The following is a 26,893-nucleotide window of genomic DNA, read 5'->3' on the forward strand; positions in this document are numbered from 1 at the left end:
AGCCGTGGCATGGTTGACTTCAAAACTGTAAAGGCCATTGATTTTCATACACATGCGGAAGAGCCCTGCAATCATGGGCGTGACGATGGGTACAACGAGTTCCAGGCAGGCATGGCGGCGTATTTCAAGAATCCGGCGGGCGCTGAGGGTATGTTGCCGACGGTTCAGGATACTGCGGCCTATTATCGCGAACGCAATATCGCGGCCATTATTTTTCCCGTGGATGCCGAACGTGAAACCGGGTTCCGCCGGTATTCCAATGAAGAGGTTGCCCAGCTTTGCGCTGAAAACGATGATATTCTGATCCCCTTTGCGTCCATCGATCCCCACAAGGGCAAAGCCGGAGCACGCGAGGTGCGCCGTCTTGTGCGCGAATTTGGTGTGCGCGGTTTCAAGTTTCATCCCACGATGCAGGGCTTTTTCCCGAATGACCGGGAAGCCTGCTATGCGGTTCTTGAGGCCTGTGCCGAAGAAGGTGTCATTACGCTCTTCCATACGGGCCAGACCGGTGTCGGCTCAGGCATGCGCGGCGGGATGGGGATGCGGCTGAAATACTCAAACCCGATGCATCTGGACGATGTGGCGGTGGATTTTCCCGACATGCCGATCGTGCTGGCCCATCCGAGCTTTCCCTGGACCGAAGAGGGCCTTGCCGTCGCACAGCACAAACCCAACGTCTATTTCGACATGTCGGGTTGGTCGCCGAGGTATTTCCCCGAGATCTTCATCAAATACGCAAACTCGATCCTGAAGAAAAAGATGCTGTTCGGCTCCGATTGGCCTGCAATCACGCCGGATCGGTGGCTGGCCGATTTTGAGAAGGCTCCATTCAAGGACGAGGTGCGTCCACTCATTCTGAAGCAAAACGCATTGCGGCTGCTGGGCGAGACCGCCTAATCTCTTGCCGGGAGGATGACATGGCAGAGTACGCGCCGCTGAATGAAACGATTACGCTCGGACAGCTCGATCTCGATCCGTTTCCGATTTATCGCCGGCTCCGGCGGGAAGCACCAGTCTGCCGGGTCAAGGCGGCAGGCCGTACTTTCCTGACCAAGGCGGCCGACACCAAATACGTCAAGGACAACCCGGAACTCTTCAGTTCGGATGATCCAAACACGCCGATGAAGCGTGCGTTCTGGGCGCATACACTGATGCGCAAGGATGGTGAGGCCCATCTACACGAACGTTTGGCCATGGCGCCTGCCTTTGCCCCGAAGGTGATCACGAGCGAGTGGATGCCACGGTACCAGAAACTCGCGGAGGAATACGTGGCACGCTTGCCGCGTGGCGAGGTGGTCGATCTTTTTGCGATCCTCTCGGGTGCTTACGCCGCCCGGGGTCTTGCTATCCTGCTGGGTATTGAAGAAGCCAGCGACGAGGACATGATGGAGTGGTCGCAGGCTCTGATCGAAGGGGCCGGTAATTTCGGTTGGCTGGACGCTCCATTCGAGCGTGCGGACCGGGCCAATCAGGGGATACATGCGCTTCTCGACAGGTTACGGGACCGGCACCGGGCTGCGCCCAACTCGTCTGCGTTTTCCGTCATGCTCAACGCGCAGGATCCCATCCCCGAAAAGCAGATATATGCGAATATCAAGATCGCGATCGGAGGTGGGATCAATGAACCGCGAGATGCCTTGAACACCACGCTCTATGGTCTCCTAACCAACCCCGACCAACTGGCCGAGGTCAAAAGGACCGGTGACTGGATGCGTGCGTTCGAGGAAGGCGTGAGGTGGGTTGCCCCGATATCGGCTTCTTCGCGACTTGTGACCGAGGATACCGAAATTCGCGGTTGTCTTGTTCCCAAGGGCGATACGGTGATGACGATCCAGGCGAGCGCCAATCGCGACGAAGACGTGATCGAGAATGGCGAGGTCTTTGACGTGTACAGAAAGGACTGCCGCCATCAGTCCTTCGGCAATGGCCCGCATTTCTGTCAGGGCACCCATGTCGCGCGCCGAGCGATCGGGCAGATCATGTTGCCCCAGTTGTTCGATCGGTTTCCGGATATGCAACTTCCTGATCGAGACGCGGTGATCTGGCGCGGTTTCGGGTTTCGCGGACCGGTGCAGATACCGGTGCTTCTTCAGTAGCCTCTTTGGACTTGAGGAAATCAACAGGAGGTGACTATGCACGGAAACAGAGTTCTCATCGCGGGTGGCGGTATTGCCGGGCTGACCCTGGGGCTGACCCTTCATCAGATTGGCGTTCCCTTCACGGTATTTGAAACAGCGCACGAGATGCGTCCCCTTGGCGTCGGGATCAACCTGCAACCCAACGCGGTCCGCGAGCTGTTCGATCTTGGTTTCGATGCCAGTGTCTTGGATGAAGTTGGCATCCCGGCCGAGGAGTGGGCGCTCGTCGGCCTGAACGGCAGGGAAGTTTATGCGGAGCCGCGCGGGATCAAAGCAGGCTACAGGTGGCCGCAATATGCCGTGCATCGGGGTGAATTTCACATGCTGCTTTACCGCACCCTTGTCGAAAGGGCCGGGGAGGACGCCGTCCGGCTTGGTGCCAGGGTGAGCGGATACGTCCAGAGCGAAGCGGGCGTTGGTGCACAGCTGACATTTGCGGATGGCACGGTTGAAGAGCTTCGCGGCCGCCTTCTGATTGGCGCGGATGGGATTCATTCGGCAATACGCGCCCAGATGTATCCCGGCCAAGCGCCAATTCACTGGGGCGGGGCGATCATGTGGCGAGGAACGGTTCGGGCCAGACCGCTCAGGACGGGGGCCTCCTTCGTCGGCTTGGGCACGCACCGCCAGCGCATGGTCATCTATCCGATTTCGAAGCCGGATCCTGACGGCTATTCGTTGGTCAACTGGATTGCCGAGGTTGTTGTCGACAGTGAAAAGGGCTGGCAGCAGGAGGGGTGGTTCCGGCCCGTTGAGATCGAAGATTTTGTGCATTTTTTCGACGGGTTCCGTTACGACTGGCTCGATGTCCCCGCGCTGCTGGAACGGGCGGATTGCGCCTATGAGAACCCGATGATCGACCGAGATCCGATCCCAAGCTGGGTTGACGGTTCAGTGGCGTTGATGGGAGACGCGGCCCACGCCATGTATCCGACCGGATCCAACGGGGCGAGCCAGGCGATTGTCGATGCAAGGGTGATAGGCGCAAAAATGCTCGGGCATGGCGTGTGCGAACGCGCCTTGGCGGCTTATGACGCGCAGCTGTGCTCGCCCGTTTCCGAATTGGTGCTTCGGAACCGTGGGGCGGGTCCGTTTGGCCTGTTGAATTTGCTGGACGAGCGATGTGGCGGTGATTTTGAAAATATCGATGACGTGATACCGGCGGACGAGCGTGCGGCATTCATGGCTGGCTACAAGACGGCTGCAGGCTTCGCGATGGACACACTCAACAATGCAGACCAAACGATACCGGCGGGAGCCAATGTCACATTGACTGCGCAATAAGCAGCACCGCAACAATAACCTGGGGCTCCAAGCCCAATCTGATCAGGCTGTTCACAAATTGCATTCAACGGTGATCCGGGCCTGTCACGGGGCGTTGCATCCCCGAAGGGCGATAGCACCAAGCCGGTCATGAGCATCAAACCCTTTGCAACGCGGGCAAACGGAGAACTGAATCGCGCCGGATGTGCCGGAGGCTGTTTGGTTTAAGTTATGCGGCTTCGGCCGTTTGATCTAGCGTGGCGTAGTATTGTTCCTCTGCTTCAGCCGGAGGGATGTTTCCGATCGGCTCCAGCAAGCGCCTGTGGTTGAACCAGTCGATCCATTCGAGTGTTGCGAATTCGACTGCTTCGAAGTTTCTCCACGGTCCACGCCGATGAATAACCTCGGCCTTGTAAAGCCCGTTGATCGTTTCTGCGAGAGCATTGTCGTAGCTGTCACCAACACTCCCGACGGAGGGCTCAATGCCAGCTTCGGCCAGCCGCTCCTAATACCTGATCGACACGTACTGAACACCCCTGTCGGAATTATGTATGAGACCGCCGCCGTGAGCAGGTTGTCGATCATGAAGCGCCAGTTCCAAGGCATCGAGGACAAAGGTGGCGTGGGCCGTCCGGCTGACACGCCAGCCGACAATGCGCCGGGCAAATGCGTCGATGACGAAGGCGACATAGACGAAGCCCTGCCAGGTGGCGACATAGGTGAAGTCCGAAACCCAGAGCCTGTTCGGCGCTGGAGCCCTGAACTGGCGGTTCACCCGGTCGAGCGGGCTGGATGCAGACTTTTCCGGGAACGTCGTCTTGACCGGCTTACCGCGAATGATCCCTTGAAACCCCATGGCCCTCATGAGCCGGGCCACCGTGCAGCGGGCGACGTCAAAGCCCTCCCAGTGCAATTGCCGCCAGATCTTGCGCACGCCATAGACCCGAAAGTTCTCTTCGAAGACACGGCAGATCTCGATCTTCAGAGCAATATCGCGGCGAGCGCGGGACGATAGGCGATCCACATCCTCACGCTTGGCGATATTCTCATAATAAGTCGACGGGGCAATCGGCAGAACCCTGCAAATCGGCTCGACCCCAAACACCGGACGGTGTTCTTCGATGAAGGAAATCATCGCTTAAATGGGCGGTCGAGCTCCGCCTGTGCAAAATAAGCAGACGCCTTGCGCAAGATCTCGTTGGCTTGGCGAAGTTCACGGTTCTCCCGCTCCAGGGCCTTCATCTTCTCGGCCACATCGCTCGGTAGGCCAGCTCGTTTGCCGCTGTGGACCTCTGCCTTCTTGACCCACTCATGCAACGTCGCCGGTGCGCAGCCGATCTTGGTTGCGATAGAAGACACTGCGGCCCAACGGGACGGATGTTCGGCTTCATGGTCGAGCACCATGCGGATGGCGCGTTCGCGAACTTCAGATGAAAACTTGTTTGTTGTTTTGCTCATATCGGCTCCACTTTCTCAGAAGTTGGAGCCTCCGGTAAACCCAGGGCGGTTCAGTCTTCCTCCTTCATCCATTCAAAGGTGGAAAATTCCAGTGTGCAATGGCCCGGATATCGGGGAGAAGGTCAAACACGACAATCTTTGCGACAGGAACATAAATCATAGGTTGTGTTGCTGTTCATCTGTCTTTTCATGCTTCACGACCGCGAACCGCGGATTTAAATCAACACTTAGATAGCGTCGATCATCGCGCAGAAGCGCGTTTTGCAGCAACGCGTGTTCGTAAAAATTCATTCCTAAAATGAGGTGCATCTATTTACTTGAGTAATTTACTCATGTATTTGTCATGCGCATCGAAACGATGACCCAGCAAGGCGTCAATGTCTGACAATTCGTCTATTAGATTGATATTGCTGTATAATTCATTCCATCAAGCGACGCTTGTGGTTATGGTGCCTATCCTTCAGGAGATTTACGACCTCTCGCTTTCATCGCTCGGCGCCATCATTGGCGGCGGCCTTCTGGTCTCGGCCTGCACGACCCCGATATGGGGGTACGCGGCGACCAAGACCGACCTCCGAAAAGCGTTGATGTGCAGTGCAACGGGCAGCCTCGTTGGCATCCTTTTGCTATGCTGCTCCTTGGTCTTGGCACAGAGCTCAACCGAGCATGTATACTTTGGGTTGTTTTTGCTGATTGCCGCGCGATTGATTTACAGCGCCTCCGCAGCTGCGGCTTTGCCGGTAGCGCAGGCCCTAAGATCCAACCACGGTAACGGCAAATCACTGCTCGGCGCGATCGGATCATTGAACGCCATGAACGGCATCGGCAGGGTTGCCGGCAATGCCCTGGTAACGCCACTGCTCCTTGCCGGTGCAGCCATGCCAATCCTGGTTGTCATACCCGCATACCTTTACGCCCTGACAGGCATCGCGCGCGCGCCACAAAGTCTTTCGAAAACAACCTCTGAGGCTGATCGCAAGACTCGGTTGGGTCTCAGCGGTCTCCCGATACTCGCAATGTCCATTGCTGCGACCGTTCAAGTCACGATCGGCGCCGCCTATGTGCTCCTCGCGCCGCTGATACTCGAAAGGCTTTCGGCCGACGCCACAGAGGCCACATCAGCCGCAGGCATCGCTCTGACCTTTGCGCTCCTGTGTGGCATCTTCACCCAACTAGTGCTGACACGGCTGTTTTCCGACAGATTGCACCTCGCGCTCACAAGCGGGATTTTCATTCTGTTCCTTGGCCTGCTGGGTCTGGCGGAAGCATCGACCCAACTTCAGTTGTCCTTCGCAGCCTGCGCTCTCGCCATTGGCACGGCCCTGGCCCTGAGCGCCAATCTGACGGCAAAGCTTCAAGAAACACCCAAGGCAGACAGACCACAGGTATCAACGTGGCTCGCCAGCGCGCAAATGCTTGGCCTGGCCTGCGGAACCACCCTGTTTGCCTACCTCGGCGACGTCGATCTGACGCTTGCGCTTCAGTTCGCAGCTCTACTGGTTTTCCTGGTTTTCATCGCCGTCCTCATCAGCAGGGTACTGCCCGTCCAGCCCCTCAGTCCGCGCAAAGGAACTTCTGAATGACCTCCTTGGCCCCAGTTGGATCACCCAATGCTCCTGATGCGATCAAGGACCTGATCGGCATAGGCATCGGCCCATTCAATCTCAGCGTCGCTGCCCTTCTCGACAGCATGCCGAAGATGAATGCCGCGTTCTTTGACCAGAAGCCGGAGTTTGTCTGGCATGCAGGTCTGATGTTTCCTGGCAGCATCCTGCAGACTTCATTTCTGAAGGACTTGGTGACCCCCGTCTTGCCGACAAGCCCCCACTCCTTCGTCAATTATCTCGTTGAGCAAAAGCGCTTCTACGATTTCATGGCCGGGCGCTTTACTGGCGTCAGCCGCACCGAGTTTTCAGACTACATGGCTTGGGTCGCACACCGCCTGCCAAGCACTCGGTGGGATAGCGGAGTGCGCGAAGTAAGCTTTGATGGAGAGGCGTTCCAGGTTGAGCTTGATAACGGCCTGAAAAGCCGTGCGCGGAACCTGTCAGTCGCCACCGGCATGAAACCAAACAAGCCGGATTGGGCCGTCCCTCACATCGGTCCAACATGTTTCAATGCCGGCGATTATCTCCACCGTGCAGCATCTTTCAGCGGCAAGCGCGTCGCGGTAATCGGTGGAGGTCAAACAGGTGCCGAGATCGTGCTTGATCTCTTGACCGCACCGGGACGTGACCCCGCGCAAGTATCCTGGATCAGCAACCTCCCCCGTTTCTCGCCATTGGAAGAAGGAGGCTTCGTCGATCAGGTCTTCACACCGGGCTATGTCTCGACTTACCAGACGCTTCCCCAGGCTGGAAAACGCAGCGAAGTCGCAGGACAAAAACTCGCCAGCGACGGCCTCACGCCCGCCACCATCGACGCCCTCTATGAGGAAGTCTACCGCAGGAAACATCTGGCAAATGCGCCCGACACCGTCACCCTTCTGCCGGGTCGCAACGTTTTTGCACTCGACCGGGACGCCACGGGGTATTGCATCCATACGGACGTGACCCCCTGCCAAACGGCGGAAACGCTAGGCGCCGATGTCATCATTCTGGCGATAGGTGCAAAGCCGAGCCTGCCGGAGTTCATGGCACCTCTATGCAATCGCATCGACTGTGACCCTGCCGGCATTCCCCATCTGTCACAGGACTACCGGATGACCTTCGACGGCCCGTCCGAGAACCGCATATTCGGCCTCAATATGGGCCTCGCCTCCCATGGGATCGTTGACCCGCAAATGAGCCTTATGGCCTGGCGCGCCGGTGTCATCGTCAATGCCCTCGCGGGCAGCCAGGTCTTCGATGTGGAGCCTAGCGCCGACATCATCAGCTGGCCGCGATTGGACCAACCTGTCGCGACGTCTCTGGAACAAGCAGCCGCTGCCGGCTGAGCCCTTCGCAACAGGACCAGATCATCATGAACGAGATGTCCGCCGATGGCTTTGCCGACGCCGTACAAACCGCAGCACGCAAGGCCGACCATGCAACAGCCACGGCCTTTTTGAACGCGCTCTTGCGCGAATGGGATGGCTGGTCTCTAATCTCGCAAGAGAAAGCCGAACAGCTTGGCATGTCAGGCACCTATGCCAAGCTGCCGCTCGTCAAAAGCGATGAAGCACTGCTCATTGAGGTGCCGTACGCAGGTCGCTTCAGACAGAAGATCTCGCTCCCCTTCCTGCGCTGGGACAAAAAAACAAAGCCTCGTGAAATCGCCCTCGCCGAAGCACTGACACTTCTTGTCCTCGATCCCCAGGCAAGCCCCGGTGATCCCACATTTCAACTCAAGCTCTTGCAGCGGATCCTGGACAGCCGGCTGGGCGTTGAGCGTGCCTATGCGTCTTGCCGAAACAACAAGCCCGCCGATCTTTGGTCGTTCCAGGACGCCGAACAAGCGCTTATGTCCGGACATCCGACACATCCGAACCCGCGCAGTAAAGACGAGGTCGACGACACCAGCTCAGCTCTCTACAGCCCCGAGCTTGGAGGCAAGTTCCCACTCTTTTGGGTCCTCGCGGAGCGTTCGATCCTCGTTCTGAAAGACGCCGGCAAGCACTCTGCCGAAGACTACTGCCGTGATCTTGCCCAGGCGGACGAAACACTGCCGAAAAGACTGAAGGTCGAAATCCCGGACGGCTTTGTCCCGGTGCCGTGGCATCCCTGGCAAGCGTCGAGACTGTTGGCCGACCAGCGAGTGATCGACTGGGTTGCCCAAGGGGAAATGATCCCGGTCGGCAGCACAGGTCAGCCGTTCGCAGCAACAGCCTCCATGCGCGGCGTTCATGCCTATCACGCACCGTCCATGCTGAAATTCTCGCTCAGCATGCGCCTCACCAACTCCAAGCGGGTGCTGTCGCGCAAAGAGGTCGAACGCGGGATCCAGATGTGCCGCCTTCTCGACAGTCCGATCGGCGCTGACATCTCTCAACAGGAACCCAACCTTCACATTCTGCGTGAGCCGGCCTACGCCGCGCTCAAGGCGCAAGATGGTGGCGCGCTTGAAGAAAGCTTCGTGATCTTTCGCGATAACCCCTTCCGCGACCCGGCATCAGACGGCCCAGTCATGCTGGCAAGCATTTGTGAGGAACGGCTCGATGAGCGCTCTCCACTCGGCGCGCTGATTGAAAGACGCGCCGGAGAGACCGGCAAGGCTCTTGCGGCCAGTGCAGGCGAATGGCTGGCCGCGTTCGTTGACGTTGCAGTCGCTCCACTTGCAAGGGTCCGCTCCCGGCATGGCCTCCTGTTCGGCTCTCATCAGCAGAACATGATGATCTCGTTGAAGGATGGCTTGCCGTCCGCGGTCTGGGTGCGCGACTGCCAGGGGACAGGACATCTGACCACACATCACGATACCCTCGAACGTCATGTTCCCGACATTGGGCGATACAGCGAGAACGTCGCTCCTCCCGCTCTCGGCGACGGGCTGCTTTGCTACTACGTGATCGTCAACAACCTCATGAACGTTGTCTCGATGCTGGCGATTGACGGGCTGCTGGCAGAAAGCGCGGCCTACGCGATCTTGCGCGAAAAACTCATCGCATTGCGGGCGACGTGTGATGCGGACACCACGTTCTACGACATGCTTCTCGAAGCGCCCACCCTCTGCAGCAAGGGCAATTATCGCACCAGCCTCAGCGGCGTGAACGAAGCCTCCGGCGACGCCAGTGGGCAACTCGCCAGTTTCCTCGAAATTCCAAATCCCTTGTCCTATCCGGAGGCAACCACATGAACATTCACGCATCCGTCCAAAAGGACGCTGACAATACCTTTCTTCCAAGCCTTGTGCGTCCGAACCTTGCTGGCGCATTACCAATCCTGGCGCGTCTGGTCTCGGACACCCAAGCGGAACTGTTCCTCGATGGCGAAGCCATTGCATCGGCAGAACTGCAAGGCGATGCAGAGCTGCACCTTTCGTTCACCTGGAAACAGGCCCTCGACCAGGAGGTGACCATCGCCGCCGTGCTGGTCGCTCTGGAGTGCTTTTTCGCTGCAAATGAGGCGCTTGACAGGCTGGTGCTGAACCTCGAGGAAACGAGCTTCCCGCTGCGCAGTCTGCCATTTGTTTATCGCGATGGTTCTAATCTGGTCGTCTCGCGATCCGGGTTCTATCAGGTGCCTCAGATGTGGATCGGACATCCCCAAGTCAACCGGACTCGCGCTGGACTTGTCGATGGCCCTGACGGGCGCGACCATCCCCTGCGTGCGCCCCATCCAGATGGCCTCGTGTACCAGCGCTTTGATCCGGTGGCTGAGTTGACCGTGTCATTCCGCGCCGTCGACATCGACAAGGATCTTGATCTGTTTCATCGCTGGATGAACGACGGGCGGGTCGCTTTTTTCTGGGAACTAGCCCTCCCCAAGGACGAGCTGCGCGCCTACCTGGAACAACTCATCGCAAAGCCGCACACCTACCCGTTGATTGGGGCTTTCAACGGTGAGGATGCCGGGTATTTCGAAACCTATTGGGTGCGCGAAGACCGGCTCGGCCCCTTCTATGACAGCGGTCCATGGGACCGGGGCTGGCATGGACTTATTGGCGAGCGCCGGCACCTTGGAAGGGTCAAGACAGGTGCCTGGTTGCGCGGCCTTGCCCACTATCTTTTCCTCGACTGCCCGATGACCGAAAACATCATGGGAGAGCCACGCGTCGATAACGCCAAACTTCTCACCTACGCTGATGCGCTTGCATATGAAAAGGTCAAGGAATTCGATTTCCCGCACAAGCGTTCAGCCCTTATGCGCTGCCGCCGCGATCGCTTTTTCAATGAGGTTCGCCTGTGAACGTCGTTGTAGCACCTCAGGCGATCGAAACGGTTTCAGGCTGGGAAACCGTTTGCCGTGAAAGCCTGGCCAAACTTCTGAACGAGCTGAGCTATGAAGAGGTGATCGCCCCCGAAGCCCAAGGCGCTGAGCGCTTTGTTCTGAAACTGCAATCAGATGCCGTCTACAGCTTCGCAGCGAAGCTCGGAGCTTGGGACAATCTTCTGGTGCATCCTGAGAGCATTCAGCGAAAGCCCGAAGCAGAGGCCTTCCCGTCTCCGCTGCAATTCGTCGTTGACGCCCGCGCGGAATTGGACATGAAACCAGACACCGAGGCGACATTCCTGCGCGAACTTTCGAACACGCTCAGGCAGGACCTTGTTCTTCTGGAGAAAAACCAACGAGTGCGAGGCGAAGATCTGGTCAACGCTCCCTCGCATGTGAGGCACGCTTTTTTGGAGGGGCACCCCAAGGCCGTCGCGAACAAAGGCCGTCTCGGTTGGGGAATGGATGACGTCCGCAGCTTTTCTCCCGAGCATCAGCAGGACTTTGAAATCGTCTGGCTTGCCGCCGACCGCACTCAATGTCGAATTGGAGACAGTTCCAGCGTCGACGAGCGTGCATTCCTAAGCCAATGCCTTGGCGACGAAGAAGAGCAGAGACTGTTCGGAGTCTTTGAAGACCAAGGGCTTTCGCTCGCCACACATACTTTAATCCCGGCACATCCCTGGCAATGGGATCATGTGCTACAACAGGTCTATGTTGGCGAGCTGATGGAAAGACGGCTCGTCTTCCTCGGCGCCTTCGGAGGCCGCTATGTTGCGGGTCCAAGCCTCAGAACGCTGACATGCATCGACCGCCCCGGATCGCCTGACATCAAACTTGCCCTCATGATCCTGAACACCTCCGCATGGCGTGGCATTCCTGGACAGTATATCGCGCTCGGCAGCGCCATCTCGGACTGGCTCGAAGGTCTGGTCGCCGGCGATGAGCTCCTCGCCGCCAACGTCACGATCCTTAGGGAACAACGCGGCATCTGGTATCGCCACCCGATCTATGACCAGGTGCCGAACGCGCCCTATCAGCATCTGGAGACGCTCGGCGCGATCTGGCGCGAGAACGCCAATAGCCGGATCTCAACGAAACAGGATGCCTGCCTCTACGCCGCGCTGCTCCACGTGGCAGGAGATGGAGTTCCACTTGCTGTCCATCATGCCAACCGCGCCGGGATGCCTATCTCGGAGTGGCTCACCGAGCTCTTCCGGACCACCGTCGTTCCGCTCTATCACTTTCTGGCAAAATATGGTGTCGGCTTCATTGCCCATGGTCAGAACATCACCGTCGTCCTTGAAGATCATCGGCCCGTCGGCCTCGCGATCAAGGATCTTCAGGGCGATGTGGATATCGTCAATCAGACCTTTGCCGAGCATTCTGGCTTGCCTGACGAGATCCGCTCAATCCTGCCGAACAAGCCGCCCGAGTACATCGTACATGATATTCAGACGGCCCATTTCGTCACCGTCTTGCGCTTCTTCTCAGCGCGGCTGGCCACGGCGGACGCAATCACCGAGGGCGATTTCTACGGCCTCCTGTCCAGGACGCTGAAGACATACATGTCCGAGCATCCCGAGCTGGCGGAACGCTTCAAAACCTTCGAGCTGTTTCATCCAAGCCTGCCGCGCGTTTGTATCAACAAGGTCCGGTTTGAAATTGGCTATGGCGACGCGGCCGAACGGCCTCTTCCCGCGCTTGGGACGGATTTGCGGAACCCGCTGGTTCGCTTTGCAGAAGGCAATTGCTGAGACAGTTCTATCTGGTGTTTTCCAATGTGTCCGATCTGCAACAACACAATCAATCCGTACAATTTACAGTGCATAAACTTGAATAAATTATTCATGTATGATTGATGTAGATTTAACGGGAAGCCAGACTGCAGCCGCTATCGAGCCACCCAATTCCCTGAAAATAAAACCTTATTGGGTGGGCATCCATGAAAATCAGATCCTACATTCTGTGGGCGAGCACGGCATTGTGCACGCTGCCGGCACACGCTCAGGAGAACTCCGGCGAGACCGTCTTGCTTGATCAGATTGTTGTGACGGCAAACCGTAGCGAAGGGGCCCTCGGGACTGTCGCACAGTCGGTTGAGATCATTTCTGAAGAGCAGATCGAGGAAACGAAGATCCTCGCTACAGACACATCCGATCTTGTGTCTAGGCTGGTGCCCGGCTACGCGCCGAGCAATCAGACCATATCGGGCGCGTCCGAGAGCTTCCGCGGCCGCAGCGTCCTGATCATGGTTGACGGTGTTCCGCGCAACACCCCTCTCCGGAGTAACTCGCGCATCCTGTCCCTGATCAACATGGACAACATAGCCCGTATCGAGGTCGTCAATGGCGCCTCAAGTCTCTACGGCGCGGGCGCGACGGGCGGCACGATCAACATCATTACTAAGCGCGGCGTCGAAGATGGCGTCAACGTCACCGCAACCGTCGGCGCAACCGCCTTCACCGCAAACCTGCCGGAATCGATTGCCCCCAACGCAAATGTCTCCGCCGAGGGGCGTAACGGCAAATTCGACTATTTCTTATCGCTCTCCGGTGACTTCAGCAGACGCACCTATGATGGAGACGGCAACGAGCTCGCATCAGACGGCATGCTCGGACAGGGCGGTGCAGACCGCATCGGCGAAGGCGAAGCTTTCGGCGTCATCGGCTATGAGACAGACGCCAAGCGTTTCGAGGTGAGTGCCGATCTCAGCTACGCCCGCCAGGATCCTGACTGGTACACGGACTACTCCAGCGGCACCGCTGTGCCCGACTACTCCAATCCCTATGACGGCGAGCCGCTGGAAGAGAACTCCCAGTATTTCACCGCCCGCTACACGGATGCAGACTTTTCTCTGGGCAATCTGGAAATCAAGGCGTTCTACAATCACATCGAGAAGCAGTCGCTCATGACGGAGCTCTCGAGCGTGAACACCTTTGTCTATACATCGGACAATCAGACGGTCCTTTACGGCGACCGCTTCGGCGCGACGGCCTCCGTCAACAGCGCTCTGGATTTCCTGACGGAAGGCTCCAACGTCACCTGGGGCGTCGATTATACCTTCGATCAGACGACGCAGGAGACCATCGGTGGCGCAGATGTCATCGCACCCATGACACAAAACCAGATCGCCGGCTTTGCACAGGCTGAAATTCCGGTCGTCGATCGTTTCCGCCTGCAGGCAGGTGCCAGGTTCGACCAGTTCTTCCTAAGCGTCGACGATTTCACCCGCCCGGAGTCACAGACCAACCTTCTGTCGAGCCTAGGCCTGCCCGTCGCGACCATTGGCGCGGTCGATGTGACCGGCGGCGACTTCAGCTACAATCAGTGGACCTTCAACATCGGCGGCGTGTTTGACGTCACCGAGGAAATGCAAGCCTACGGCAACTTCTCTCAAGGCTATGCTTTGGCGGACGTTGGCGCGTTTACACGCCGCGCAGGCGCGAACACAACAGCTGAACTCTGCTCGATCTCCGGCGTTGCCGGTGTCTGTACCGGTACTGGCACCACGAGCTTTGCCGACATCTCTCCCGAGCCTCAGCTTGTGAACACCTACGAGATCGGCCTGCGCGGTGATTGGGATAGATTCCGCGCGAACCTGAGTGCCTATTTCTCGACATCCGACAAGGGCACGACCTTTGACGTTTCCTCAAACAGCGTCTCCCAGCAGAAAGAGCGTCTCTGGGGCGTCGAGTTTAACGGAGAGGCAAATGTCCTGGACTGGATGACCGTCGGCAGCGTGCTGGCCTATTCGGAAGGTCAATACGACACGAATGATGACGGTAAATTCGACAGCTATCTGCCCAACAACCGCATTCCGACGACGTTCAAGGGCCTTTTGTACAGCACCATGAGTTTCGAGCATGACATCACTGCCCGCGCCGAAGTCGAGTTCTTCTCCGGCAGGTCTCGCGACATTGACAACAAGATCGATGGGGCTGTCCTTCTGAACGCCGCCGTTGCGAAGACCTTCGAGCACAACGGCAAGCTCTCGCTTGGCGTCCGCAACATTCTTGATACCGACTACATCAACCCGACCGCCACGGCCACGCGCGGCATCAATGTGGCAGGTCTCGGCCGGACAATCGCCCTGTCTTACCAGGTCAAGTTTTAAGTCTCCAACGTTGACCGCAGGCGCTTGGCGCTTGCGGTTTTTCCCTTTCCGAGGGCATGCCCTCGACAGTTTTGAAAATGAGCCAGCCATGCGTCTGTCCAGAGCAAAGCTCAAGGGAACCGCGCCCACCGGAAACGCTGAACGATACCGTTTGTTTGCAACGCTTGGTGGGCTCTATCTGGCGCAAGGCATTCCCACCTATCTGATTGCGGCAGCCCTTCCCCCGGTCCTGCGGGAGGCCGGTGTTTCCCGCAGCGCCATCGGTTTTTTCTCCCTGCTCATGTTGCCGCTGGTGCTCAAGTTCCTCTGGGCTCCGTTCATCGACCGCATCAGGTTTCTCAAGATCGGACACCGGCGAGGCTGGATCGTTCCGATGCAACTGGTCACGGCCTCTGGCATCGCGGTCCTGGCGTTCATCGAGCCAACGAATGTCACTGGTCTCTTTGTGGTTTGTCTAACGATGGCACTGGCCATGTCGGCGCAGGACATTGCGACTGATGGCTACGCGACCAACAGTCTTTCGGAGAAGGACAGAGGCATCGGCAACGCCTTTCAAGGCGGTGCCGTCGCCCTCGGCGTCGTGATCGGTGGCACCCTGTCCCTTATTCTCTTCGAGACCTATGGATGGACACCGACACTTCTCTTTGTCGCCGCCTTGTCTCTGTTGCCCCTGCTCGTCACGCCTCTGATGCGAGAACGAGCGGTAGAACCTCAGCCATCCGGGGCTGAAGGAAATACGATTTCAAAGCCATCGCTGCGCGCGTTTTTCATGCGTCCGGAAGCGGTTCAGATCTTTGTCATCGCGCTAGTCTTTCGGGCAAGCGAAGGCCTGGTCAAGGCGATGGAAGGCCCCTATCTCATCGACGTCGGCCTGTCTCTTTCCTGGATCGGCTACCTGTCCGGAGGCTCGGCAGCCACAGCTGGCATCATAGGGTCGGTTATCGCCGTCGGCCTGATCAAGTGGCAGGGAGCCAACAGGTCGCTGATCATTCTTGGCCTTCTGCGCACCATCTGCTTTACAGCCTTCGCCCTGCACGCGCTGGGGATCTACGAGCCCCTTTGGACGGTGATGTCGGCAGCGGCATTCCAGACCTTCATTCGCTACATGGAAATCGTCATCCTGTACTCGCTCTTCATGAGTGTCGCCTCCAGGTCGCAGCCGGGCACCGATTTCACCCTGCTGGCCTGCGCTCAGCTGATTGTCTATCTCATCGGCTCCATGACGTCCGGCATGATCGCGGACCACTTCGGATATGACGGTCTCTTCGTGCTGGCCGCCGTGCTGTCGGGCCTCGCGGTACTGGCGACAATCAAGCTTCTACCGGGCAGGTCAGGGAAATCGCTTCGCCAGAATGCCGCCCAGAACGAGGCCGCGTCATGAGCCTCGAAGCCCAAACGACTGTTGTCGTTGCTGATCCTGCATCTGTTCTCGGCGCACTTTTGGAACACCTCAAGAGCCACGATCTGAACCACATTGATCAGGGCGATGGCAGTGCCCTGATCCCGATTGATGAGGACAGTCAGATCCTTGTTTCCCAGGCGCCTCAAACACTGACCTTCGCCGTTTCGGCGCCCAGCCCCAACAAGCTCTTCGTTTTCAAGGAGGGCGTGGTGCGGCATCTGGAGGAACTCACACCGGAAGCAGCCGCATCGATCCGCTGGAGCGACGATCTTCAAAGTGAAGGCGCAAACGACGATATCAGGCCGCCGAACTTTCACCTGTTGCACCTGTCCGGAAAGAGCGAGATCTTCCCCGGCATGTTGCGCCTGACCTTTGCCTGCAAAACCGCAACCTCACTCCAGAAGGACGGCATTCACGTCAAGCTTATGCTGCCATCGGATGCCACGCGTGCACCGCAATGGCCTCATGTCGCCTCGAACGGAGCGACGCTTTGGCCGAAGGGCGAAGACGAGCTTCACGTGCGCTACTACACACTGAAAGACGTTCGGGCAGACCTGACCGAAGTCGATATCGACATCGTTCGCCACCAGGGCGGGATGATCGCCGATTGGGCCGAAAGAGCGGTCGCTGGCGACAGCATTGGCCTCATGGGCCCGGGTGGCGGCGAAAGAGTGCCGCAAGAGTGCCAATCCGTCTTGCTGGCCGCCGACGAGACCGCTCTGCCGGCCCTTGCACACCTTCTTGCGACCCTTCCCAAGACCTGCACCGGCCACGTGGTCACCGCGCTGCCGAAGGCGAACCTAGCCTATCTTCCAGAAACCACGTTGCCAATTACATGTCTGGGTTCGAAGGACTTCTCCGAAAGGGTCGAAGGCAGTTTGAAAGCGTTCGCTGATGCCTGCTCGCCGGATTTTTGCTGGTTTGCCGGTGAGTACGACAATGCCCAGTCACTGCGAAAAGTCTTCAAGCAGGAGTTTGGGCTCGGTAAAGGGCGGCAATACGCGATTTCCTATTGGAAACGCGGCCGCTCGGGCGATGCCAAAGGCACCGCTTAAAGCTTGTCTTATGATTTTTTCGGCTCATTGGGACAGAATGAGCAAGTGCAGGCCACTCCAAATGGCCAGCACTGGGGCAGCGGGATCGACAGCAGAGAACACTACAGACAATCGACAACCCGTTCGGCACGAGGTTGTAACCCATGTCTCCGGATCGGACACGTTTTAATCTGGCGCACCCGACAGGATTCGAACCTGTGACCTCTGCCTTCGGAGGGCAGCGCTCTATCCAGCTGAGCTACGGGTGCTATTGTCCGGTCGCAGGCGGGCTGCGCGGCGGATAGGACGGTCTGATACAAGATCCGGCGCTTGCGGGCAATGGCTTTCTGGTCTTTTGGACAAGTTATCTTCCACAGCCTCCTGCCCGTTGCAAGGGACTGACCCTCTCCTGACCGGTTTGCCGGGGTTTTATGCCTGCTGGACGGCGTTGTGTTGCTTGAACCGCCAGCCTGGCCGTCTTTCACACCCCATCGGACCGCCTGGTATAAGGGCTCAAGGTGGGTGCAACAGGGGAGGGGAGGGCTGGCCAGCCGGGCCAGCGGTGAAAAAAACGGCAGGGGCGGTGATAGGGGAGGCACGGATCTGCGTATAGCGCTGACACAAGCTGTTTTAAGGAGCCGTCATGTGCGCCTATGTGCCGGAGACGCCAGGCCAGAACCTGATTCAGAACCGGAGGCCGTCTGGTCTGCGGCCAGGCGGTGCGGGAGGTGCCGGTGGGCGGCGCTGAGCGGACCCCGTCCAAGGGCTGCCGCCAGCTGATCGTGATCCTGGGGGATCAGCTGAGCCCGCACATCTCCAGCCTGGCCGGGGCGGACCGTGCCCTGGACCGGGTGCTGATGGTGGAGGTGCAGGCCGAAACCGTTTATGTGCCCCACCACAAGAAGAAGATTGCCTTCATCCTGTCCGCCATGCGCCATTTTGCCGACAGCCTGCGGGCGGACGGATGGCATGTGGAGTATGTGCAGCTGGATGCGGTCGGCAACACCGGGAGCTTCCGGGGGGAGGTGGCGCGCGCCTGTGCACGTTTGACGCCCGAGCGGGTCTGTGTGACCGAGCCGGGGGAATGGCGGGTTCTGGAGGATATGACCGGCTGGCAGGATGCATTCGGGCGGCAGGTCGTGATTTTGGAGGACAGCCGGTTTCTGGCCTCCCGGGCCGATTTTGAGGCCTTTGCGGCCGGGCGCAAGCAGCTGCGCATGGAGCACTTTTACCGGCAGATGCGGATCCGGACCGGCCTTTTGATGGACGGGGATCAGCCGGCCGGGGGCAAATGGAATTATGATGCGGACAATCGTAAACCGGCCGCAGCCGATCTCTTCATGCCGAGGCCGGCCCGTTTTCCGCCGGATCAGACGACCCAAGACGTGCTGCGGCTGGTGGGGGCGCGCTTTGCGGCCCATATGGGGCAGCTGGAGCCGTTCTGGTTTGCGGTCACCCGGGCCCAGGCCGAAGCGGCCTTTGACCGCTTTCTGCAGACGGCTCTGGCCCGGTTCGGCACCTATCAGGATGCCATGCTGCAAGGCGAGAAGTTTCTCTACCACTCGGTTGTTTCGGCCTATCTCAATATCGGGCTGCTGGACCCGCTGGACCTGTGCCGCAAGGTGGAGGCGGCCTATCGGGATGGTGCCGTGCCGCTGAATGCGGCCGAAGGCTACATCCGGCAGATCATTGGCTGGCGGGAATTCGTGCGCGGGCTCTACTGGCTGTCCATGCCCGGCTATGAAAACGCCAATATGCTGGAGGCTGCCCGGCCGCTGCCCGGCTTCTACTGGACCGGGGAGACCGGGATGCGCTGCCTGTCGGAGGCAATCGGCCAGACATTGGAAGAGGGCTATGCCCATCACATCCAGCGGCTGATGGTGACGGGCAATTTCGCGCTGCTGGCGGGCATTGATCCGCATCAGCTGCATGAATGGTATCTGAGCGTCTATGTGGATGCGTTTGAGTGGGTCGAGCTGCCGAACACGCTCGGCATGAGCCAGTTTGCCGATGGCGGCAAGCTTGCCTCGAAACCTTATATGTCCAGCGGCAACTATCTGAACAAGATGTCGGACTACTGCCGCAGCTGCAGATACGACGTGAGCGCGAAAACGGGTGAGGGCGCCTGTCCTTTCAATGCCCTATACTGGGACTTTCTTGACCGTCATCAGATTGTGCTCAAAGGCAACCGCCGGTTATCCCGGCCCTATGCCAGCTGGGCCCGCATGGGCGTTGAACGGCAGCGGGCGCTGAAAGACAGTGCGGCCGCTTTTTTAAACCGGCTGGACCGGGGGCAGTCCGTCTGAGACCCGGTCTGAAAACATCTTCCGGCGCGGCGTCAGCGGATCTGATTTATTTCGGGAGCGGCATATTTGCAAAAATAATTCGGTTTGCAAAAAAAAACGCGCAGTCCGAAGACTGCGCGAATGAAGTTACTGTGCACGTGGCCCCATCGACCACGGGCGCAACTCTAGCCGCATCTCTTCAGAATGTCATTACCGTAAAATATTTTATTTTTTGATTCACTGTAATGCGACTGATCGTTATTCATACTGAATTGCAGGCAAAAGCCGAAAGCTCTTAAAATAATCATTTTATTTCAATATATTGGAAGAGGCATTGAAATTTCACGGATCGATCACGTTCTGTCTAAATTATAGGCAGGCTGAAAGTATTATTGGCACTTTTGCTGAGGGGAGGCCGCATTTTCTGTCCCGGCCCGGGTGACATGCACTTTGGTCACCCCCTTGCGCAGGAAACCGAGCTCTTGGGCAGCGGCACGAGTCACGTCAATGACACGGCCTTTCGCGAAAGGGCCTCGATCGTTGATGCGCACCGTTACGCTTTTGCCGTTTGACAGATTGATGACAGTCACCATCGTGCCGAAGGGTAAGGTGCGGTGAGCTGCCGTCAAACCTTTGGGGTTGGCCCGTTCACCGCTGGCAGTCATGCCGCCCAGGCTGTACCAGGAGGCCTTGCCGCATTGGTGAAACGCGTCTTTGGCCTGGACGGTGTTTTCAGCTTGAAATAGCAAAATACACGCAAAAAGTGCACAAATTTGGCAGATCCGCGATCCGGATGGCAATGGCATTGCGGTGTCCTGATAAATAGTATCTTTCCGGTGAACTTGCAGTTGGAACCGGTCACTTGGAAACAATGAAGATGCCCCTAGGGCAGTTCCGTGTTGAAATTAAGGCGGGTATTCAAATTTAGAAAAATATGAGTAGAGAAAAATATAAATTTGAATGAAATTTTAAATTATTTAGTTAAATAAGAATTAACCAAGTTTTTTGTAAGATTTGTGCGTAGTTTTGCTGGGCCATGATTCGCGGCTAAACTGTGCTAATAGATATTTCGGGGCGGCGCGGAGCTATTTTCAATAGCGCCAATCATGAGATTTTTTGAGAGGGCGGTCTGGTGCAAATCAGCCAACGGTTCATGCGTGACCGGCGGGGCCTGTTCGGCCGTGCCAGAAACGAATTACTTTCTACCTTTCACGCCTCCCTGCTGGAGGTTCTTCCCTTCGCGGCGGCTTATGTCGGCAGGGACGGCCGTATTCTGGCCCACAATCCTCTGCTGGCGGACGCCTGTGCGCAGGCGGGCGTGAAGTCTGTTCCATCCAATTTGAGGAAATTGTTTTCCGGCGACAGCTGGGGGCGCTGCGAACGCGTTCTGACAACAGCGTTTGGCGGCCAGCCGGTTGAGGCGGGCGGAGCCTTTGCCGTGCCGTCCGGCCAGGTGCTGTGCAGGCACTTGTCCTGCACCCCGCAACTGTTTTTGAAACGCGATTGTTCTGCGGTCTTGCTGCAGTTTGAAAACGATGTCACAGGCCGGCAGGAGTGCGGGCTTGAGCCAGAGCTGGACCCTGAGGAGCGCGCGCTGGTCCGCTCGGCCTTGCTGGCCGGGCAATCCAGCAGCGGCGCCCGGGCACGGCATATTCTGGAACATTTTCCCGATGACATTCTGGTGTTCGAAGGGCAAACGCATCTGGAGGACATCGCCGCCAGACTGCGCCTGGCCACCGGCTGCACCTGCGAGAGCAGCATCCTGGAAACTGTTCTGGACGCTTTGGACGCCGGCGCCCCGCAAACCCTTCATCTGGCGCTTGCCGGGCCTGCGGACGGGACCTTCGGACCGGGCGGCCCGAAGGTCTGCGAGGTCCGTTTCGTCGCGCTGCCGGAAACCGCGGACGGTGAGGAGGGCAAGGCCAGTGCAGCGCCGCGCGGCTTCATGGCCGTCATCCGCCGGGATGTGGACAGCCCCAAGGAAGTCGCCGAAAATCGCAAGCTGGCCTATAAGGACCCGCTGACGGGGCTGGAGAACCGCCGCGCCTTTACACGCTATCTCAAGGGGGAGCTGGCGCGCATGGCCAGCGACCGGCAGACCGGGCTTGCCGTCTATTATATTGACCTTGATGAGTTCAAGAAGGTCAATGATCTGGGCGGCCATGATGCGGGCGATGACATGCTGCTGCGCGTGGCGGCCTGCCTGCGCCAGGCGCTCGGGGAATTCGGCACGGTAGCCCGGATCGGCGGCGATGAATTTGCCGCCATGCTGCCTGTGGCCAGCGAAGCGGCCGCTCTCGACTTTGCCAACAGGATCCTGAAGGGCTTTGAGCGGATCCGGCTGGAAATCATGGAGCGGGTCTTTACCATCAGCGGCTCTGTCGGTGTTGCGTTTGTCGACGGATCGGTCGTCCTGAACAACGCGGATGCCTCGGCTCTCTTGGGCTTGGCGGACCGGGCTTGCCTTAGGGGCAAGCGGACCGGCGGTCAGTCGGTTCAAGTTCATGGGGTTCAGGCCGGAGACTGGCCCTCCCAGATACATGATCAACCCGCCGCGCCGGAACCGGAAAGTTTCTGCGGCAAGGACCTGACCCTTTATGCCATGCCGGTTGTCGCGCTTAAATCCGGCACTGTTTGCGGGGTCGAAGTGCTGCTGCGCCTGATTGGTGACAGGGCCCGGGGCCTGTCCGCGCGGGCCTGGATTTCGGCCGCCGAGCGCTCGGGCTTCATCGCCCAGGTGGATGGCTGGACGCTCGACCGGGTGCTGGATGCGGTCCAGTCAAACGCGACGCGCATGCTGGTGACCATGAATGTGTCAGCTGACACAGCGCGGGACCCGAATTTCCGCGATGCGCTGTTTCACCGCCTGTCGGTCAATCCGCTGCTGGCCTCCCGCCTGTGTCTGGAAATCGCTGAAAAGGACTTCCTGCGCGAACCGGCCATGGTGGAATCCTTCTTCACCTTCGTATCGGATTTGGGGTGCCAGACCTCGATCGACGATTTCGCCGGCCACTGGCCGGTCCTGTCCCGGCTCACCGGCAGCCGTGTGGAATGGCTGAAGCTGGCGGCGGGGTTGACCCGCGAGGCGCTGAATGATCCTTCCAAGGCCGTGGTGCTCAACGGGCTGGTGCGGGCCGCGCGCGAACTCGGCATCAAGGTGATCGCCAAACATGTGGAAACGGAGCAGGATGCCGAACGCCTCCGCATTCTGGAAATCGACGCCGCCCAGGGCTTCCATTTCGGCAAGCCTGCCCCCTGGCCAAACCCTGGCGGGGTTTGATGGCTGTGTAGTAACAAATTATTTGCTGGTGTGGGACTGCGACTGGATGTGGGTGCGCGTATTCCTTCATCTTCGATTGATGAAAGCAATGTATTGATTTGTGCTTTTCTTTGAATATTTTAAGATGAATATTGGAATTATATATTGTGAGGCGAATAAAATATTGGAAAACAAGACGTGTGGGGATGTGGATTTTAAGTATAGAAATGCAAAGAAGATTTAAAATGATAGCGCATCTTGCAATGTAGCGTTTCTGCAATTGTGGGGAAAGCGCTCGATCGTTGCACGGCTTACCGGTTCAGCCAGGCCGGGGCACGCGATGCGTCTGGCCGATGAACGGAAATAGGTCATCAAATAGCTCATCATCAACAGCGCTTGGTATAATCCCCATGGGAAACGTCTGGCAATTCCTGCGCGACACCTGGTCGTCCAACCGCATCTTCAAATCCTATGATGAGATCCTCGCGCTCTGCTGCCAAGCCTGGAACCGGCTCATGGTCCAGAGGTGGGCCATCATGTCCATCCACTTGCAAAAATGGGCGCATCGGTTCTGTTCGATGCTCGCTGGTATAAGCGCCTCGTGGCACCTTTCCAGGGATGACGCCGGTATCCGGATGAACGATTGGAGGATTGGCTAGACCGAAAGCTGACCACACAGATCGCTGGTAGACTTGAGGCCGAGCGGCTTTGCAGGGTCCGTTATTGGCTCTTTCTTAGGCGGCTCAGAAACTCCCGCAACAGTCGTCCAGTGTCCTCCGGGCGATCCAACATAGGCAGGTGGCCACATTCGCTCATCCTGTGCAGCGTTGCATAGTTCAGGGCTTTGGCAAGCACGGACGCGCCCGAGACGTGAAAAATCCGGTCCTCCTCGCACCAAATGATCAAAGAGGGCTGCTCGATACGATGTGCCAATTCCTCCAATCCAGGTCCGGCAAAAGCGGCCACGACATCCCAGATTTTCCGGTTGGTTCGGGCGAGTGCAACTTCGTTTTCAGTCCAGTAATGTGCGACCGGGCGCGGAATGAAGGGCTCTTTGGGAAAGAGCCATGCCATTCGTGCGTCGTAGTCTGATCGGGTTTCAACCACCAAAGGCAGCCGACCCGCCGCAATCGCGGTTTCCATATCGCTGGGCACTGGAGACGAGACGCCGGCCGGCCCCCCGACAAACGAAAGCGATTGGACGCGGTAGGGAATTGCGATCGCGAGTTGCGCTGCGATTTGCGCGCCCATGGAGTTTGCAGCGATGTGGAAGTCACTCACACCAATCCTGTCCAGCGTTTCGAGGACGTTTTCGGTTTGGCGGCCATAGTCGTATTCACTTATGGGCAGACGCTGGTTTTCTCCAAAACCAGGCAGGTCGAGCAGTATGACACGGTAGTCTCCGGAGACTTGGCGCGACATTTCGATCCAATGCTCTTTCAGAGCGAAAATTCCATGGAGAAAAACGATTGTCTGCCCCTCTCCCCCCTCCAGATAGGCGACATCGCCAAATGATGTGGTTACCGATTTGCTTTCCAGCCCAGCGGACCAGCTTAACCCGGCAAGTATCAGTTTTGCCGCGCGTTCGGTCCAGATCTCCGATGCGGCGAAGGCGCCGATTGCAAATGCCAATCCCAGCGCCAATCCTCGTTTCCAGCGGCGCATCTCAGATCCCTTTCCGCCTCTAAGATAGACCAATTCGTCTACCATATTGCCACAGGTAGACAGATCAGTATACTTTAAGCAAGCGCCTAAGTTCAGGAACCGGTATGATGCGGGCCCCAAAACGCGAGAAATTGCTGGAAACAGCGGAGGCCATCTTTTCGATGGAAGGATTCAAGGGGGTTTCGATCGATCGCCTGCTTCAGGAAGCGGGCGTCGCAAAAATGACCTTGTATAAAGGGTTTGACAGCAAGAACGCCCTGATCGAGGAAACGCTTCGAAGGCGCGGCGACCGGCTCGCTGTGTATCTGGAACGATACATTGAAAGCGCTGGCAGCGATCCTGAACAGCAGGTTCTCAGCATATTCGACGCGATGCAGGACTGGTCGAAAAGGCCGGACTTCAACGGCTGTTATTTCGTGAACGCACTCACGGAATATGGGAATTCTGACGAAGGTATCGGTGAACTCGCGCGCGCCTATAAGGCCCGATTTCTGGAACGCTTGCGAACTGCATGCACGCGATTGAGCAAGGCGAACCCGGACGAAACAGCGCGCGTGTTGTTTTTGCTGATCGAAGGCGCCACGTTCTCTCATATGTCGCTTAACGATCATGAGAGTTATTCCCGTGCAAAGGCCATTGCCGCTAATTTTTTGCGGTCTTGAGGCTTAAATCACCGAGAACACAGAGAAAGTGGCGTGTGTGCACGGTTAAACTCCTGTTTCACACGACATGGACCCACCTCAAGTGTGTTTGAGTGCCAGTTCGTCCGTTTTCAAACCAAACTCACTGGATCATGCGATACTGTCGGCTGCTCAAATCGGTGTTCTTGCTGACCCTTGCCATACCACTCCACAACGGCCCTACAGATCTCGTCCGGTGCGTCCTCTTGGATGAAATGGCCCGCCGCCGAAAGCGTAATGTCCCGGTGGTCAGAGAATGCCGCCTGAAACCGTCCGCGCTCATAGTCTTTGAAGGCGAAATCGCTGTCCCCCCATAAGATCAGTGTTGGCGTCTTGGCAATGGCTGGAAGCCGCTCCTCCACCCGGCGCAAGAAAGTACTGGCGGCAGTGAGCTGTTGCGGAAAGATATACGTGGGCCGCCGGTCTACCCGGCGCTTGAACGGTGCGTCATACATGGCGCGGACCTCGGGTTTGAGTGGTTTGACGACACCGATGGTGAAAAACCAGGATAAAACACCGTTGAACAGAAGTGCGGCAAGACGCCCGGGGATACCGCCCATGATGGCAGAAAACGCCCGCGGCCCGAGGCGGGTAAAGGGCCAGGCGAATGTGTTGCCGATGATCAGCCTGTCCACCATCCCGGGCCGGGTTTGCGCCAGGTTCAGCCCGATCGGGCCACCCCAATCCTGCATCATGACGCCGATCCCCCGAAGGGAAAGGTGATCGACGAAATCAACGATGATCGCTGCCTGTTCAGCGGCGGTGAAACCGAAACTGGCACCGGCGTGCGACAACCCGAAACCCGGCAGATCCGGGGCGATACAGCGAAATTGGCCCCGCAGCCCCAGGATGATCCTGCGATAGAGAAACGACCAGGCCGGATTTCCGTGCAACAGAAGCAGGACAGGCCCGCGCCCCTCGTCGACATAATGTATCCGCGTTCCATCGGCGAGCTCTGCCCAATGTGACTCGAACGGATAGAGTTCCGGGTCTGGTACGAAGTCAGGCATGGGTGGTGGTGTCCCTCCGGTTTTCGGTTCGCATGCGCGCAAGCGCGATGACGTGGAAGCCCAGAAAGATCGGAACGAAATAGGCCGGGAACATTGCCAGCGGGTGATCATTGATGATGTTTGGCGCGTCCTGCGCAAAGAGATGCGCAAAGCCTGTGGAGGTAACGATGCCCAACAGCACCGTCATGGCAAAATCCGCAATTCCGATTACATTGGCCCGCACCAGCAATCGGCGCGCATGGGGCGCCCCACTGGCGAGTGCACGACTGGCTTGCCACCCCGCGATCCCTGCCCAAATGTCACCCAGCCCGGCCGGAATAGCAAAGAGCGCCGGGATATCGCTCGCCAGCCAGCCGATCAAAAACACCCCCCCCCATCAGCCGGGGGATCTGGAACGCAGCGATGGCGCTGAGTGGGGTGGCGTCGGTCAAACGCCGGCCCAAAGGCGTGAGCCAGGCAAGCGCCCAGATCGCAAACGCCCCGGCAAATAGAAACACCAGGACCACGGGCGGCTCTCCCATATTCGCGGGGACATTGAAAACCCCCTTTCGTGAAAGAGGCATGGCGGCGGCATACCAAAGACCAAACAGTGCCGCCGATACCACGGCGAAGGCCGCGAACTGTGTTGGCCGCAGACCGGCGCGAATGGCCCCGAGACTGCCGGTTGCAACCGCCAGAACCGGCAGTGCCAGTGCAAAGATCCGCACATAGACTTCGTAGAAATCGGTCATTTCTG

Annotated in this window: 19 protein-coding genes, 1 tRNA gene, 2 pseudogenes and 1 other annotated feature; of the genes and pseudogenes, 15 read left to right on the plus strand and 7 right to left on the minus strand. The window is 58.0% G+C overall.

Features of this window, described 5'->3' with window-relative positions; translation table 11 throughout:
* The first annotated feature begins 9 nt into the window (after positions 1-9).
* From ACXAIC_RS13655 to ACXAIC_RS13665, 3 genes are read left to right on the plus strand one after another with little or no spacing between them, the layout of a single operon-like run.
* Entirely contained in the window at positions 10-897 is an 888-nt protein-coding gene (locus ACXAIC_RS13655) for an amidohydrolase family protein (protein ID WP_475179898.1), read from the plus strand.
* 20 nt (positions 898-917) lie between these two features.
* Positions 918-2,096, plus strand: coding sequence for a cytochrome P450 (locus ACXAIC_RS13660; RefSeq protein ID WP_475179903.1), 1,179 nt, complete (start codon positions 918-920; stop codon positions 2,094-2,096).
* Between the two features lie 36 nt (positions 2,097-2,132).
* Positions 2,133-3,422, plus strand: a complete 1,290-nt coding sequence (locus ACXAIC_RS13665; protein WP_475179908.1) for a flavin-dependent oxidoreductase — start codon at positions 2,133-2,135, stop codon at positions 3,420-3,422.
* A 208-nt stretch (positions 3,423-3,630) separates the two neighbouring features.
* On the opposite strand, the pseudogene ACXAIC_RS13670 reads toward ACXAIC_RS13665, so the two are convergent.
* A pseudogene (locus ACXAIC_RS13670) lies at positions 3,631-4,859 on the minus strand (IS3 family transposase).
* Positions 4,462-4,578 (minus strand) — a sequence feature (AL1L pseudoknot). It overlaps the preceding pseudogene by 117 nt.
* 377 nt (positions 4,860-5,236) lie before the next feature.
* On the opposite strand from ACXAIC_RS13670, the gene ACXAIC_RS13675 reads away from it, so the two are divergent.
* The 8 genes from ACXAIC_RS13675 (at position 5,237) to ACXAIC_RS13710 (ending at position 17,279) form a co-directional block, all read left to right on the plus strand.
* Positions 5,237-6,442 carry an MFS transporter gene (locus ACXAIC_RS13675; RefSeq protein ID WP_475179913.1) on the plus strand — a complete coding sequence of 402 codons (1,206 nt, stop codon included), beginning with the start codon at positions 5,237-5,239 and terminating at the stop codon, positions 6,440-6,442.
* Positions 6,439-7,794 (plus strand): lysine N(6)-hydroxylase/L-ornithine N(5)-oxygenase family protein, encoded by a 1,356-nt coding sequence (locus ACXAIC_RS13680; RefSeq protein ID WP_475179916.1) that lies wholly within the window; start codon positions 6,439-6,441, stop codon positions 7,792-7,794. The genes ACXAIC_RS13675 and ACXAIC_RS13680 overlap by 4 nt, the downstream gene beginning before the upstream one ends.
* A gap of 26 nt (positions 7,795-7,820) precedes the next feature.
* The gene (locus ACXAIC_RS13685; protein WP_475179919.1) at positions 7,821-9,629 is read left to right on the plus strand and encodes an IucA/IucC family protein; all 1,809 of its coding nucleotides are present in this window, start codon (positions 7,821-7,823) and stop codon (positions 9,627-9,629) included.
* Positions 9,626-10,681, plus strand: a complete 1,056-nt coding sequence (locus ACXAIC_RS13690) for a GNAT family N-acetyltransferase (protein ID WP_475179925.1) — start codon at positions 9,626-9,628, stop codon at positions 10,679-10,681. The genes ACXAIC_RS13685 and ACXAIC_RS13690 overlap by 4 nt, the downstream gene beginning before the upstream one ends.
* Positions 10,678-12,462: an IucA/IucC family protein gene (locus ACXAIC_RS13695; protein WP_475179930.1), complete on the plus strand. Its 1,785-nt coding sequence runs from the start codon at positions 10,678-10,680 to the stop codon at positions 12,460-12,462. The genes ACXAIC_RS13690 and ACXAIC_RS13695 overlap by 4 nt, the downstream gene beginning before the upstream one ends.
* A gap of 275 nt (positions 12,463-12,737) precedes the next feature.
* Positions 12,738-14,822 carry a TonB-dependent receptor gene (locus tag ACXAIC_RS13700; protein ID WP_475179932.1) on the plus strand — a complete coding sequence of 695 codons (2,085 nt, stop codon included), beginning with the start codon at positions 12,738-12,740 and terminating at the stop codon, positions 14,820-14,822.
* A gap of 88 nt (positions 14,823-14,910) precedes the next feature.
* A complete protein-coding gene (locus tag ACXAIC_RS13705) occupies positions 14,911-16,203 on the plus strand; it encodes an MFS transporter (protein ID WP_475179935.1) in 1,293 nt (430 codons plus the stop codon).
* A complete protein-coding gene (locus tag ACXAIC_RS13710; protein WP_475179936.1) occupies positions 16,200-17,279 on the plus strand; it encodes a siderophore-interacting protein in 1,080 nt (359 codons plus the stop codon). Before ACXAIC_RS13705 ends, ACXAIC_RS13710 begins: the two co-directional genes overlap by 4 nt.
* Before the next feature lie 171 nt (positions 17,280-17,450).
* Here ACXAIC_RS13710 and ACXAIC_RS13715 read toward each other — a convergent pair.
* A tRNA-Arg gene (locus ACXAIC_RS13715) sits at positions 17,451-17,527 on the minus strand.
* Between the two features lie 465 nt (positions 17,528-17,992).
* Here ACXAIC_RS13715 and ACXAIC_RS13720 point away from each other — a divergent pair.
* Entirely contained in the window at positions 17,993-19,564 is a 1,572-nt protein-coding gene (locus ACXAIC_RS13720; protein WP_475179938.1) for a cryptochrome/photolyase family protein, read from the plus strand.
* 368 nt (positions 19,565-19,932) lie between these two features.
* On the opposite strand, the gene ACXAIC_RS13725 is transcribed toward ACXAIC_RS13720, so the two are convergent.
* Positions 19,933-20,349, minus strand: coding sequence for a septal ring lytic transglycosylase RlpA family protein (locus ACXAIC_RS13725; RefSeq protein WP_475179941.1), 417 nt, complete (start codon positions 20,347-20,349; stop codon positions 19,933-19,935).
* Between the two features lie 326 nt (positions 20,350-20,675).
* On the opposite strand from ACXAIC_RS13725, the gene ACXAIC_RS13730 reads away from it, so the two are divergent.
* Positions 20,676-22,823 carry an EAL domain-containing protein gene (locus ACXAIC_RS13730; protein WP_475179944.1) on the plus strand — a complete coding sequence of 716 codons (2,148 nt, stop codon included), beginning with the start codon at positions 20,676-20,678 and terminating at the stop codon, positions 22,821-22,823.
* Positions 22,824-23,209: 386 nt separating this feature from the next.
* A pseudogene (locus ACXAIC_RS13735) lies at positions 23,210-23,374 on the plus strand (IS630 family transposase); the annotation flags it as partial.
* A gap of 148 nt (positions 23,375-23,522) precedes the next feature.
* Here ACXAIC_RS13735 and ACXAIC_RS13740 read toward each other — a convergent pair.
* Positions 23,523-24,467, minus strand: coding sequence for an alpha/beta fold hydrolase (locus ACXAIC_RS13740; RefSeq protein ID WP_475179948.1), 945 nt, complete (start codon positions 24,465-24,467; stop codon positions 23,523-23,525).
* A 104-nt stretch (positions 24,468-24,571) separates the two neighbouring features.
* Between ACXAIC_RS13740 and ACXAIC_RS13745 the strand changes: the two genes are divergently transcribed.
* Positions 24,572-25,129, plus strand: coding sequence for a TetR/AcrR family transcriptional regulator (locus tag ACXAIC_RS13745; RefSeq protein WP_475179952.1), 558 nt, complete (start codon positions 24,572-24,574; stop codon positions 25,127-25,129).
* 110 nt (positions 25,130-25,239) lie between these two features.
* Here the strand turns inward: ACXAIC_RS13745 and ACXAIC_RS13750 are convergent, their stop codons facing one another.
* From ACXAIC_RS13750 to ACXAIC_RS13760, 3 genes are read right to left on the minus strand one after another with little or no spacing between them, the layout of a single operon-like run.
* Positions 25,240-26,157, minus strand: a complete 918-nt coding sequence (locus ACXAIC_RS13750) for an alpha/beta fold hydrolase (protein ID WP_475179955.1) — start codon at positions 26,155-26,157, stop codon at positions 25,240-25,242.
* A complete protein-coding gene (locus ACXAIC_RS13755) occupies positions 26,150-26,518 on the minus strand; it encodes a hypothetical protein (protein ID WP_475179958.1) in 369 nt (122 codons plus the stop codon). The genes ACXAIC_RS13750 and ACXAIC_RS13755 overlap by 8 nt, the downstream gene beginning before the upstream one ends.
* Positions 26,457-26,888, minus strand: coding sequence for a hypothetical protein (locus tag ACXAIC_RS13760; RefSeq protein ID WP_475179961.1), 432 nt, complete (start codon positions 26,886-26,888; stop codon positions 26,457-26,459). The genes ACXAIC_RS13755 and ACXAIC_RS13760 overlap by 62 nt, the downstream gene beginning before the upstream one ends.
* Between the last annotated feature and the right edge of the window lie 5 nt (positions 26,889-26,893).

The sequence above is a fragment of the Roseibium sp. AWQ4_254 genome (assembly GCF_056161025.1).